This is a genomic window from Paenibacillus sp. 1A_MP2, from assembly GCF_052244825.1.
Lineage (GTDB): Bacteria > Bacillota > Bacilli > Paenibacillales > Paenibacillaceae > Paenibacillus > Paenibacillus vandeheii.
The window spans coordinates 4,899,778-4,911,961 of sequence record NZ_JBQQCS010000001.1 but is presented as its reverse complement, the minus strand read 5'-3'; the positions used below and the strand labels follow the sequence as shown (position 1 = coordinate 4,911,961).

The window sequence follows — 12,184 nt, the reverse complement described above, 5'->3', positions numbered from 1 at the left end:
TGCTAACAGGGAGTTTACGTTTGAAGATAAAGAGAGGACATGAACATGAACCTGAAGGCAGCCCGATGCATCGGATTGTGTATGCTGATTATTTTGCTTGGCAGCAGTTCTGCCTATGCGAAACCTGTGCAGAAGAATCGACAGTATTATGAGGAACGGGGAGAGATTGTGTGGGAGGTTCCCACGCATGACAAACTCATCGCACTGACCTTTGATGATGGGCCAGATCCGGTCCAAACCCCGCAGATTCTGGCTTTGCTACAGCAGTATCAGGCTAAAGGCACTTTTTTTGTACTTGGCAAATGGGCCGAAAAGTTTCCTGATCTGATCAAGCAGGAGCAGCGGGAAGGACATGAAATCGCCAATCATACGTATGCACATACGTACGCGGTCAGATCTACAAGGGCGGATAAGTACAGCCATGAAATAAACATAGCGGAGAAATCCATTGTTGGAGCAGGGGCGCAGCGTCCCACGTTGTTCAGGCCACCGGGAGGCTATTACAATGACATGGTCATTCAGGTCGCCAAGCAGCAAGGCTATACGATCGTGTTATGGTCCTGGCATCAGGACACACGTGATTGGGCTTCACCAGGTGTATCAGCCATTGTGAACAAAGTGCTGAAGAACGCACGTAACGGGGATATCGTTCTGTTTCATGACAAGGTGGATGGCAAGTCGCAGACGATAACGGCGCTCAAAACGATTCTGCCCAAGCTCAAGGAGCAGGGATATCGTTTTGTAACCGTATCGGAACTACTGGCAGTCAAGGCGAGAGAGGCTGCCAAGGATGACAATTCATCCTTACCTCAGCATCCATAGTTCAAGCCAAAAACCGCAGGTTTCTGATGAAGAGACTGCGGTTTTTTTATCGTTTCAATATATAAATTGAACTAAAGAATATTTACACTTGCCACTCCGATGACAGAACAACCTTCCGTTCACTGTTATCCCCAGGTGTATATAGGGTATTGGGTTGCCAGTGAAATTCAGCGCTCAGGCTTGACTTTACGAGGACGAGAGCGAGCCCTCCGCAGGAACAGCGATAGAAACAGACCAATGATCGAAATCCAGGTTGCTACAATGAAAGCATCATTAATGCCTTCAATTGTTGACGTCTGAACAGCAATACCATAGAGCTGCTGTAATGCGAGACTGGAACCTTGCTCAGGCGGCATTCCAGCCGCAGTAGCCATCTGCGTACCGAGCATGCCGACTTGTTCGGTCAATGCTGCATTGGTTGTGGTGACCGTGTTGCTGTAATCCGCCAAATGAATGCCTGCACGTGTCGCCATCACGGTGATAAGCAAAGCGGTCCCGATTGAGCCTGCCACCTGCCTTACCGTATTGGACATGGCCGTCCCATGGCTTGTGAGATGAGGCGGTAATTGGTTTAACCCCTCTGTCTGGACAGACATCATAAGCATGGACATCCCGAAACTACGGAATGTGTATAGCATCATAATGTGACCGTAGGGTGTCTCCCCCGTCAACTTGCTAAACTCAAAGGTGGAGATGGCGGTAATGATCAAACCGACAATGGCGAGGGGGCGAGAGCCGATCCGGTCAAACAAGGCACCTGAGATAGGAGACATGACGCCCATTAACAATGCGCCTGGCAGGAGCAACAAACCGGATTGCAGGGGAGAGATCCCTTATATTTTGCAGATAGATCGGTAACAGCAGCATTCCGCCAAAGAGTGCCATGTTAATCGTTGCACTGACCAGCGTCGAGATGGTGAAGATATCGTATTTGAATACGCGAAATTCCAGCAAAGGGTTCTTCATGGCCGTCTCTCTGAGGACAAAGAAAACGATGAAGAGCACACCGATAATCAATGTCAACAGCACAGTCGCGCTGGTCCAGCCTTTATCTCCGGCAGAGCTGAATCCATAGAGCAGAAAGCCGAAACCAATCGTGGAGAATAACGCGCCAAACCCGTCAAATTTCGGTGAAGTAAGCTTGGACACATTTTTTAGCCAGATGAAGGCAAACAAAATATCAAGCAAGGCGAGCGGAATGACCATATAGAACAGAATCCGCCATGTATAATGTTCCACGATCCATCCGGATAAGGTTGGACCAATAGCCGGGGCAAACATCATGGCAATACCCATCGTGCCCATGGCCGTTCCCCGTTTCTCTGGAGGGAAAACAGTCAGAAACACATTCATAACCAAAGGCATAATAATCCCGGCCCCACTGGCTTGTACGATACGACCGATGAGCATGACCGTAAATCCAGGACTGATGGCACAGATCAACGAACCCAGCGTAAATAACAGCATCGCGGTCACGAATAATTTGCGGGTCCCGAACGACTCGATCAAGTAGGCGGTAATCGGAATGAGTACCCCGTTCACCAGTAAGTAGGCTGTAGACAGCCACTGCACGGTCGTTGCCGAGACGTTAAAGTCATTCATCAGATGGGGGATGGCTACATTGAGCAAAGTCTGGTTCAGAATGGCGATAAATGCGCCGAGCAGCAGGACAGCGATGGTTTTTCCAAGTGGCACTTGATTTTCCATCAGCAGCCTTAGATATGAACGCGCACGGTAGCGCTCATGCCGGGAACCACACCCAGTCCTTTATATCCTTCGATCGTAATGATGATCGGGATGACTTGTGTTACTTTGGTGTAATTTGCATTCGTATTGGACGATGGCAATAGCGAAAAGGAGGATGCAGTAGCAAGTCCGATCTGGTCTACTTTGCCCGTCAAAGTGGTGTCTGGAAAAGCGTCGACATACACGTCTACGATCTGACCGGTTTTAATCTTATCAATCGCGGTCTCGTCGACATTGGCTGTCACGTACAAATTATTGAAATCATAGGCCCGTGCGAGGGGCGTACCTGCGGATACGAGCGAATTTTCGACAGCGGTTTGTTGTACAATGGTGCCATCAACAGGCATCGTCACGGATGTTGATTTGCCCGCAGCGGAGACAGTGGCGACGGTATCGCCTGCATTAAATGTTGTACCTACCTTGCCTTTCCAGGATCGAAGCTCACCACTTACTGCGGAAGCCACGGAGATAGGCTGCCCGGTTACGAGCGCATTATCGGTTTTAACATAACTTGTGGATTGGTTGTAATAGTAGATCCCGGCCGCCCCGGCTCCCAAAATCACCAGTATAACGATGATATTGATCAAAATGGCACGTGAATTCATGCTGATCACTCCTCCTCAATTCGGTTTTCTTTGAATCTTCTCTTCAATCGGTTTTGCAAGTCTTCTTCTGTTGACAATCCTGTTTGGAGCATTCCCGCTACTTTGTCGCTCTATACGAAACAAGGTGAAATAATATTCGCAGAATAGGGCACCAATATATTGATTAAGGCTGCCTACAGGCGGATGATAAGGAGGATGCACACATGTTGATCATTTTGGCGGTAATCGTTGTTATTGGGGTTGTGTTTCTGATGATTTATAACTCCAGATCGTCCCGCAAGGCGGCAGAAGCACGAGCTTCCAAAATAGCAGAGGTGGATGAAGGGCCTGTCCTGCTCCATGAAGAAGATCATGCCCGGAAGGAAGACCGAATTAGCGAACAGGCCGAGCATACAGAGGTTTTAGAACATGAGGAGCGCAGGCAAACGGAGATTCACCAGATGGATTCCACGTTGGAAGTGCCTCCTTCACCTCATATAAGAGAGACGCAGACGACAGACGGTGATAAAGCTTACCGCCAAGCCTTGCTTCATTTCCGCAAACCTGCTGAAGTAGATGAGGAAGCGGTATTAACGGATACGAATAAAGCTGAAGAGAGTGCAGATGAAGTGTATCGATCAGCTCTGAAAAGGATGAAAAGCAAATCCTCTGATCCCTCTTCAAATACGGAATGACCGTTTAGTTCAGTTTTTGAACGTTGCACATGGCTTTCGTTTTCAATCCAAAACGTCTACAATAGATGAAGCTTTGTGAATTATGGCTGCATGACATGGAATACGTTGAAGAGGAGAGGGAAACCCATGAACGGACAACAACGAGTAAATATCAAACCGGGGCTTGAAGTGGATATTGTGCTCAAGCAAGATCAGCCTACAGGCAAGCTGACACGTGGAATCGTGAAGGATTTATTAACCAAATCGCCCACACATCCGCATGGAATTAAAGTGCGTTTGACTAATGGACAGGTGGGCCGTGTGAAACAAGTCGTTACAGGAGCGTCGGAATCAGCCGGTGCCCGAGGTTGTAACATGATTACAACTGCGGATGTAATGACACATCTGGCCTCGGGTAACGAGCGTCAGCAGGATGCTTATGATGTGCTGCAATCTAGCGGATTATTAAGCATATTGGGTGCTTACCAGCCTTATCCGTCTGGAACTGTGCCGATTGATATTGATATCCCTGGAAGTGATCTTGATCTATTATGTGAGGCAGCGGATTTGGAAGCGTTTGAAACCCTATTGCACCGTCAACTAAGGGAAATGCAAGGTTTTCGATGTGAACGGGGGACGGCCGTGCAGGCCAGCTTCCTTATGTGACCTGTTGTGTGGATATTGGAAACTGGCCTATAGAGATTTTCGCTCAGTCCGTATCTGTACGCAGTCAGAATGCCTATCTTCACATGCGGGTAGAGTGGGAATTGTTGCAACTTTGGGGCGCAGCAGGACATCGGGAGATTCGCAAACTAAAGCTGGGAGGCTTGAAGACGGAGCCTGCATTCGCTGCAGTACTGGGACTTCAGGGAGACCCCTATGAGGAGATGCTACATCTGGCCGGAATGAGTAAGGATGAGCTTTGGTCCTGGGCTCACCTGCGTACGTCCTTTCCGTTCGAATAGCATGGTTTCCGCGATCAGATCAGAAAGATAGCCACAATTGTAGTCACTGTTAATCCCAGCAATACTGGCTTCAGATTGCGGCGTGCCAGTTCAAATGGACTGACCCCGCAGATGGCAGCAGCTGGAATCAAGGCCCATGGAATCAAGGTCCCACCGCCTACCCATATGGCGGCGACCTGACCCAGTGCCGTCAGTACAGGTGCGGAATCTGCCGAACCTGCAAACATAGACGCAATGGAGCCGACCAGGGATATCCCTGAGAACCCCGAACCATCCATTCCCGTGACCGCTCCGGTCACCGTCATCGTAATAGCGCCTACCGTATTATTCAGTGGAACCAACCCGGCAAGAGCTACCCCCAAATCATTAACAATACCGTGTGAACCAGCAGGCAGCGGGTTGTTGAACAGCTCTGTGATCGCAGCATCCCCCAGATAAAAGAAAGCGGCAATCGGTATGACTGGACCAAACACCTTGAATCCGAACTGGAATCCTTCAATTAAATAGTTTGTTGTTTCTTCCGGACCTGAATGACGATGCGCGGCAAGGGAGACGGCGATCAGAATGAGCACAGCTGTTCCACCAATTAAAGCTGTGGCATCCCCGCCTTGAAGTTGAAGTAAAAACATCAGAATGACATCCGCAGCGAATAACAACGGGATGATCAGAGCGAATGTCTTTTGCAGACGGCGCGGCATGGGTTGATGTTGAACAGAAGGTCCCCCGGAAACGGGCGCAGAATCTAATGAAGGTGGAAGGGCAGCTGCTGCTTCACCCAAGACTGGATCACCAAGTTTAACGGTAGAACCTGATTTCATCTCCTTGCGCAGCATCCAGAATGCCGTTACGGTAGACACCGTTCCCATCACTATGACAAGCGGGATACTTGCAGTCATGACGGAGGTAACGGGGAGTCCTGCTGCATCAGCCGTCAGTTTGGGTGCACCTTGAATGATGTAATCCCCTGATAAGGCGATTCCATGCCCAAATAGATTCATGGCAATGGCAGCGCCGATAGGTGGAAGTCCGACTCGTACCGCTACTGGAAGAAGTACAGCCCCAACCAGAGCAACGGCAGGTGAAGGCCAGAAGAACAGCGATACAATCATCATAATGAATCCGATTCCCCAGTACGCGACCTGTGGAGAATGGATGAACCGGGTGAGCGGCTTCACCATAACTTCATTGATTCCCGTCCTGATTAACACCCGGCTCATCGCGACAATGATTGAGATGATAAAAATAGTGCCGAGCAGCTCCTTGGCTGCATAGATAAAACTGCTGAAGATTCCGGATACCGATCCGCTTAATGTTTCAGTCGCCAGAAATCCGATGGTCATAATACCTGCGACACAAATGATGGTTGTATCTCTACGACGAACCATGACGGCGATAATCAAGACGATAAAAGCCAGATATACATAATGCAATGGGACGAGTTGAATATTCATCGGACATGCCTCCTTCCATCCCTGGTGTCAACCCAAGGAGTGATATATCGTATGCATGTCATCACCGGGCGTTCGTGGAGTAGGGAGCAGGATTTTTTTTACAGATGGAGAACTTATTAGAGCATGGAACCTTGTACACGTACTGTAAGCCAAGTGCAAGTCACCAGAATTGACACTAACAGGTCACGGAACTACATAGACAGACGCAACCAAGTATGACTACAATAAACATGCCATTATAAGGAAGAAGATGGAAGGAATACAGAGGTGGAGCATCAGAAGACAGGAGGAATTGCCTGTTTCTTGATAGCGGTTACAATGATGTGCAAAAGAAATAAAATCAGGTTAGACAAAAGGGCGGGAATTCATGAATTTTATCCGTTCACTGCGCTTTAAGTTTATTGTGGGTCTGACCTTGATCATGCTGCCACTATTCATGCTGCTTTATTACAACAACGTATACGCCATGAAAGTGGTACGTGATCAAGTTTCTCTCACCAATATGAATCATCTGGCGAAGAGTGTGGAGCAGAACGAGCGCGTGCTGCAGGAGACCAATCGTTATTTATACAGTCTGGGCGAGCGTGACCCGGATATTATTTCCCTGTTTTTCTCAAATACGGCAGCGGGGATTATATTATTGCGAAGCAGCGCATTATGAACAAATTCATGACCGATATCGGATTTTATAATCTGATCGATTCATTTTTTCTGTACGATGCCGTAAATGATGATCTGCTGCTCGCTACCTCAGGCAATTATGATGTCAAAATGTCGATTGTTCAGGAGAGTATGCCGGTTCAGATGCAGCAACTCGAGGGGAAATCCAGAAGCCGGAGTGGAGCATCGTTCGGGGGGCACATGGAATGCCTTGGTCAAAACGGTACGGATCAACGCTCAGTTCTATGCAGGGGCGCTTGTAGACATGAATGCACTGAATCACCCCGAGCAATTTACGGAATCCGGTAACCGGGGAGGAGCCGTCATCGTAGGAGCGGATGGTGGGGCCATGTCCGATTCAGCCCTGAACTCGGCACAAATCAAGCTGGCCGCTGCCCATATCACTGGGTTAAATAATCCCTACCAGGTGATCTCTGAAGTGACATCCACTGGCAGTGCACGTCAGTACCTGATGCTTGGAATTCCCTCAGCCATGTCCGAGATGAATTATATTGTCCTGCTGCCCGAGGAGGACATGATGCGAAACCTGCCATTTTTTCAGCAGATCATTCGCCTGCTTCCGATTGGTGCAGCGGTCATCCTGATTACAGCGATGATTTTTCTCAGGCAGCTTTTGTTCCGTCCAATGAATGTGCTCATACGCGGGATGAGAAGGGTTAGCCGAGGGGAGCTTGATGTGAGGCTGGAGACGCCGGCTTCATCTGAACTGGAGTTTGTTACGCACAGCTTCAATCAGATGACAAGTGAAATCCAGCATCTGAAGATTGATGTGTATGAGGAGCAATTGCGGACGAGGGAAGCAGAGTTCAAACAATTGCAGATGCAGATCAATCCTCACTTTTATCTGAATTCCTTGAATATCATTCATAGCCTGGCTTCGTTGCAAAAGCATGAGCTTGTACAGCAGATGGCTGGTCACCTAGCGGATTATTTCCGGTTCAGCCTGCGTGCAGGCAAACGTGTTATTCGATTGGATGAAGAACTGGAACATATTAGTCATTATTTGGAGATTCAGAAGCTGCGGTTTCCAAACAAGCTGGAGTTCGCTCTGGATGTTGGCCCGGATCTCGGGCATTATGTGCTGCCGCCCTTAACGATTCAGCCTTTTGTGGAGAATGCCATCATTCATGGCTTTCAGCGGCGCACAGAGCCTTTTGTTATACGCATAACTGCCCGGAAAACGAAAACGTTATCTGGGTCTGATTCACATATCGAAAATGAAATTGATTCGGTACTTCAACTTTCCATTACCGATAACGGTGTTGGCTTTGAACAAGAAATACTGGAGCGACTGCAGCAGGGGCAATATGCCGAAGCTCCGGGTGGGCAGCACATTGGCATCTGGAACGTTATCCATCGGCTGTTAGTGAAATACGGCGAACATGCCGGATTGCAATTCAGGAATCAGACTGAAGGAGGGGCAGCAGTCGTTATTCATATGCCCGCCCAGACGGAAGAGGAAGAAGGGAGAGCCTATGCGGAACCTGTTGATCGTGGATGATGAAGTGTATGCCCTGCAAGCGATGGTGGAAGGGGTGGACTGGAGCCTGGCCGGAATTGACCAGGTGTTCAGTGCTGGGGATGCCGAAGAAGCGAGATTGCTGATAAAAACCCATCCCATCGATATTATGATCTGTGATATTGAGATGCCGGGTGAGACGGGACTGGATCTGCAGAGTTGGGTGTTAAAGCATGATCCCGGGATGTTAACTATTTTTCTTACGGGGCACGCCCTGTTCGATTATGCCCAAACCGCAATCAAGCTGAACAGCTTCGATTATGTGCTGAAGCCTGCTCCGCAGACCAGCTGCTCAAGGTTGTGAACCAGGCCATGGACAAAATTAAGGACGGGGAGCTGCGTTCCCGCACCAATGAAGTATATGAGACCGTGTACAAACGCTGGCAAACTCATAAACCGCTGTTGACCGAGCGTTTCTGGAAAGATGCCCTCTCACAACGGGTAACCTTAACTCATCAAAAGCTTCAGGAACTGGCCGAGGTGTACGGAGCCGAGATTGATCCGCAAGCGCGTGTGCTGCCGATTGTCATATCCGTCGAAGAATGGGTGCGAGACTTCGACCTGCGTGATGAGGAGGTGCTGGAATATGCGCTCCGCAATGCTGCCAAGGAAATGCTGCTTGGTGACAAACCCGGCGAAGTGTTTCAGGACCACAGTGGACTGAATATTGTGCTTGCATACGAACAGGACGGTATCGTACCAACGGCGAGTAAATTGGCGCAAGGATGTCAGAGCTATATTCAGGAGTGCGGTAATTATTTTTATTGCCGATTATCCTGTTATGTTGGAGTTCCGGTGGCTGTTACGGATCTTCAGGGTATGCTGAATGAGCTGATGGACATGGAGCGTCGCAATATCAACGAGCTTGAAGGGGTCTTCATCTATGACGAAGTGGGCCGAGATACGGAGGATCGCTTTCTGCCCATACCGTGGTTTTCCGAGCTGTCCATCCTGTTCGAAACGGGGAAGTTTGATGACCTGCGCGAGCGTGTCGATGAAATCTTTGAATTACTGGCTGCCCAGGAGCGGCTGTCACCAGAAATTCTCCACCTGTATTATCATGCAATGCTGCATGTGATCTACCCGCTGCTCCATCAGAAAAATGTATCCGTACGCAGCCTGTACCCTGGCGAACGAGAGCCGGAAGAAAGCGTTGTGACACGTTCATTGCCCCAGCTGAAGCAGTGGACCTCAGACCTGATCAGTCGTGCCATTCCGGTATTGTACCCGGACGATCACAGTCCAATGACCATTGTGGACCAGTTGTGTATCTACATTGAAAATCATATTGGTGAAGAGCTGATGCGAGAAGAACTTGCGTCCTTTGCCGGATTTAATCCGGCCTATCTATCCCGCTTGTTTCGTAAAGAAAAGGGCATGTCGCTCTCCGAATTCATTCTCCAGCGCAGAGTAGCCAAAGCGAAGACCTTATTGTCCCAGTCAACCGTGAAGGTGACGGATATCGCAGGCAAGGTGGGGTACTACAACTACTCTCATTTTACGAAGATGTTTAAAAAGTGCACGGGTATTACACCCCAGGAGTTTCGCAAACAGTCCCGAACGGTACAGATTTGACGCAGCATGCTGCGTCTTTTGTTTTTTGACGCCTTAAAGTCATAATTTGATAAGTGAACAGGTCACCACAGCAGATAGTGGACGTGAACGCCCCGCCGTATACTTGAACCACAGGAGACACAGCGGTGTTTCATCCTGAGGATGAAATTCAAGAGGAGTGAGGGAGAACAAGTTATGAAGACACAACCCCAGGCGGGTAAGGGAGCACGTCTATCGGATGGAAGGGACATACCGGATATACCGGTTCGAAAACGAAAGTCTGTCCTGTACAATCTAGGTAAATTCAAGGTTTTGTATCTCATGTTTTTACCAGGCATTCTGTTTCTGCTGGTGAACAACTATATGCCAATGTTCGGCGTTCTGATTGCCTTCAAAAATGTAAACTATGCCGACGGTATTTGGGGCAGCCCGTGGAGCGGCTGGGATAATTTCAAGTATTTGTTTTCCACCAGCGATGCTTGGGAGATCACACGTAATACGCTCGCATATAACACCGTATTTATTGCGCTGAATTTATTTGTAGGTGTAGGGCTTGCCATTTTGCTGAATGAAGTGAAGAACAAGGCGATGTCCAAATTGTATCAGTCACTCATGCTGCTTCCTTATTTTCTGTCGATGATCGTAGTCAGTTATCTCGTACTCGCCTTTCTCGGCAAGGATTCGGGCTTCATGAACTCGACGATTCTTCAGCTCTTTGGCGGACAACCAATTGATTGGTATTCAGAGCCCAAGTACTGGCCGTACATTTTGCCGCTGGTGAATACGTGGAAGAATATCGGTTATTACGCTGTCATTTATCTGGCAGCCGTCGTAGGCATTGATGAGGAATATTATGAAGCGGCCGTACTGGATGGCGCGAGTAAGTGGCATCAGATTCGCTTCATTACCGTTCCGTTTCTCGTCCCGCTGATTGTCATTATGACATTGCTGCAGATCGGTCGTATTTTCTACGCGGATTTCAGTCTGTTTTATCAGGTTCCACTGGAATCGGCGCATTGTTCCCGGTAACGAACGTTCTGGATACGTATGTATACCGAAACCTTCCTCATTGGGGGAGATATCGGGATGTCCTCGGCAGCCGGGCTGTATCAGGCTGTTGTCGGATTTGTGCTTGTGCTTGTATCCAATACCATCGTAAGGAGAATGGACAAAGATAATGCATTATTTTGAGAGGAGGCAAGCCAGCTGTGAAATCACGTGATCCATTAGCTGTGTCGCGGCGTTCCGCGTCTATCATACACGGTATGTTTATCTTCTATGCCATTGCCTGCATCGTGCCGATCCTGCTTGTCTTCGCGATCTCATTCTCGGACGAGACGACGGTTATTGCGAACGGGTATAAGCTGATTCCGGAGAAGTTCAGCCTGACTGCTTATGAGTTTCTGTTCAAAGACATGGATCAGATCATCCATTCCTATGGCATTTCAATTATCGTAACCGTGATAGGTACGATAACGAGTGTAGCGTTGACTGCATTGTACGCGTATCCGCTTTCCCGGAGGGATTTGCCGTATCGCGGGTGGTTCGCTTTTTTCATCTTTTTCACCATGCTGTTCAATGGCGGGCTGGTTCCTTGGTATCTCGTTTATGTGAACGTACTGGATTTGAAAAACTCGATTCTGGCATTGATCATGCCGCTGCTGCTGTCACCGTTCTTCGTACTGGTCATGCGGACCTTCTTCGCCAATTCCATTCCGGTATCGATTCTTGAATCGGCACGGATTGATGGAGCAGGTGAACTGAGAACGTTTACACGTATCGTGCTTCCGCTTTCCCTTCCGGTGATGGCGACCGTTGCGCTGTTCAGCACATTGAATTACTGGAACGACTGGTATCTTAGCATGATTTTTATATCCGATAACCGAACGATCAGCCTTCAGTACCTCATGTACCGGACGCTGCTCGATATTCAATATTTAACATCCAACTCCAATGTCTCTTCACAGATTTCGTCACAGGGCGGATTGCTGAATCTGCCGAATAAAACACTGCAAATGGCGATGGCTGTTGTCGGTATTGGTCCAATTGTACTGGCATATCCATTCTTCCAGCGTTATTTCATCAAAGGCCTTACGGTGGGCGCAGTGAAGGGGTAACTCCGGTCGGTTAGCGGAGAGGGCAACGGATATATAACGAAGATAACGAAGATGGACCTGAGAGGGCATAT

11 protein-coding genes and 3 pseudogenes are annotated in these 12,184 nt (G+C 48.7%); 11 read left to right on the top strand and 3 right to left on the bottom strand.

All coding sequences use genetic code 11. The features are described from left to right. The first annotated feature begins 45 nt into the window (after positions 1 to 45). The gene (locus ACTWJ7_RS23930) at positions 46 to 822 is read left to right on the top strand and encodes a polysaccharide deacetylase family protein (RefSeq protein WP_301879332.1); all 777 of its coding nucleotides are present in this window, start codon (positions 46 to 48) and stop codon (positions 820 to 822) included. A 167-nt stretch (positions 823 to 989) separates the two neighbouring features. On the opposite strand, the pseudogene ACTWJ7_RS23925 reads toward ACTWJ7_RS23930, so the two are convergent. Together ACTWJ7_RS23925 and ACTWJ7_RS23920 are read right to left on the bottom strand one after the other, a co-directional pair. After that, a pseudogene (locus ACTWJ7_RS23925) lies at positions 990 to 2,529 on the bottom strand (DHA2 family efflux MFS transporter permease subunit). 8 nt (positions 2,530 to 2,537) lie between these two features. Continuing rightward, entirely contained in the window at positions 2,538 to 3,173 is a 636-nt protein-coding gene (locus tag ACTWJ7_RS23920; RefSeq protein ID WP_301879331.1) for an HlyD family efflux transporter periplasmic adaptor subunit, read from the bottom strand. Positions 3,174 to 3,376: 203 nt separating this feature from the next. Here ACTWJ7_RS23920 and ACTWJ7_RS23915 point away from each other — a divergent pair, with 203 nt between their 5' ends. The 4 genes and pseudogenes from ACTWJ7_RS23915 (at position 3,377) to ACTWJ7_RS23900 (ending at position 4,791) form a co-directional block, all read left to right on the top strand. Beyond that, positions 3,377 to 3,847 (top strand): hypothetical protein, encoded by a 471-nt coding sequence (locus ACTWJ7_RS23915; RefSeq protein ID WP_301879329.1) that lies wholly within the window; start codon positions 3,377 to 3,379, stop codon positions 3,845 to 3,847. A 126-nt stretch (positions 3,848 to 3,973) separates the two neighbouring features. Continuing rightward, positions 3,974 to 4,162: pseudogene (locus tag ACTWJ7_RS23910) on the top strand (YwbE family protein); the annotation flags it as partial. Positions 4,163 to 4,201: 39 nt separating this feature from the next. Further along, positions 4,202 to 4,492: a DUF4269 domain-containing protein gene (locus tag ACTWJ7_RS23905; protein ID WP_443146416.1), complete on the top strand. Its 291-nt coding sequence runs from the start codon at positions 4,202 to 4,204 to the stop codon at positions 4,490 to 4,492. A gap of 8 nt (positions 4,493 to 4,500) precedes the next feature. Then, positions 4,501 to 4,791 carry a DUF4269 domain-containing protein gene (locus tag ACTWJ7_RS23900; protein WP_443145937.1) on the top strand — a complete coding sequence of 97 codons (291 nt, stop codon included), beginning with the start codon at positions 4,501 to 4,503 and terminating at the stop codon, positions 4,789 to 4,791. Positions 4,792 to 4,805: 14 nt separating this feature from the next. Here ACTWJ7_RS23900 and ACTWJ7_RS23895 read toward each other — a convergent pair whose 3' ends face one another. Next, on the bottom strand, positions 4,806 to 6,242 hold the full coding sequence (locus ACTWJ7_RS23895) for a hypothetical protein (RefSeq protein WP_301245789.1): 1,437 nt from the start codon (positions 6,240 to 6,242) through the stop codon (positions 4,806 to 4,808). A gap of 367 nt (positions 6,243 to 6,609) precedes the next feature. Here ACTWJ7_RS23895 and ACTWJ7_RS23890 point away from each other — a divergent pair, with 367 nt between their 5' ends. The 6 genes and pseudogenes from ACTWJ7_RS23890 to ACTWJ7_RS23865 all read left to right on the top strand — a co-directional run bounded on the left by ACTWJ7_RS23890 (position 6,610) and on the right by ACTWJ7_RS23865 (position 12,113). After that, positions 6,610 to 6,903: a hypothetical protein gene (locus ACTWJ7_RS23890; RefSeq protein WP_443145936.1), complete on the top strand. Its 294-nt coding sequence runs from the start codon at positions 6,610 to 6,612 to the stop codon at positions 6,901 to 6,903. A 177-nt stretch (positions 6,904 to 7,080) separates the two neighbouring features. Next, positions 7,081 to 8,424, top strand: coding sequence for a sensor histidine kinase (locus ACTWJ7_RS23885; RefSeq protein WP_443145935.1), 1,344 nt, complete (start codon positions 7,081 to 7,083; stop codon positions 8,422 to 8,424). Continuing rightward, the gene (locus ACTWJ7_RS23880) at positions 8,399 to 8,746 is read left to right on the top strand and encodes a response regulator (protein ID WP_443145934.1); all 348 of its coding nucleotides are present in this window, start codon (positions 8,399 to 8,401) and stop codon (positions 8,744 to 8,746) included. Before ACTWJ7_RS23885 ends, ACTWJ7_RS23880 begins: the two co-directional genes overlap by 26 nt. A gap of 8 nt (positions 8,747 to 8,754) precedes the next feature. Then, entirely contained in the window at positions 8,755 to 10,017 is a 1,263-nt protein-coding gene (locus tag ACTWJ7_RS23875; protein WP_443145933.1) for a helix-turn-helix domain-containing protein, read from the top strand. Positions 10,018 to 10,317: 300 nt separating this feature from the next. After that, positions 10,318 to 11,187 (top strand): annotated as a pseudogene (locus ACTWJ7_RS23870) (ABC transporter permease). Between the two features lie 17 nt (positions 11,188 to 11,204). After that, positions 11,205 to 12,113, top strand: a complete 909-nt coding sequence (locus tag ACTWJ7_RS23865) for a carbohydrate ABC transporter permease (RefSeq protein ID WP_024630098.1) — start codon at positions 11,205 to 11,207, stop codon at positions 12,111 to 12,113. Positions 12,114 to 12,184: the final 71 nt, after the last annotated feature.

Bases quoted from the DNA above. Each gene is read 5' to 3' on its own strand.
- ACTWJ7_RS23890 (WP_443145936.1), top strand. From the start codon at position 6,610: ATGAATTTTATCCGTTCACTGCGCTTTAAGTTTATTGTGGGTCTGACC.
- ACTWJ7_RS23915 (WP_301879329.1), top strand. From the start codon at position 3,377: ATGTTGATCATTTTGGCGGTAATCGTTGTTATTGGGGTTGTGTTTCTG.
- ACTWJ7_RS23880 (WP_443145934.1), top strand. From the start codon at position 8,399: ATGCGGAACCTGTTGATCGTGGATGATGAAGTGTATGCCCTGCAAGCG.
- ACTWJ7_RS23920 (WP_301879331.1), bottom strand. From the start codon at position 3,173: ATGAATTCACGTGCCATTTTGATCAATATCATCGTTATACTGGTGATT.
- ACTWJ7_RS23930 (WP_301879332.1), top strand. From the start codon at position 46: ATGAACCTGAAGGCAGCCCGATGCATCGGATTGTGTATGCTGATTATT.
- ACTWJ7_RS23905 (WP_443146416.1), top strand. From the start codon at position 4,202: ATGATTACAACTGCGGATGTAATGACACATCTGGCCTCGGGTAACGAG.
- ACTWJ7_RS23875 (WP_443145933.1), top strand. From the start codon at position 8,755: ATGGACAAAATTAAGGACGGGGAGCTGCGTTCCCGCACCAATGAAGTA.
- ACTWJ7_RS23895 (WP_301245789.1), bottom strand. From the start codon at position 6,242: ATGAATATTCAACTCGTCCCATTGCATTATGTATATCTGGCTTTTATC.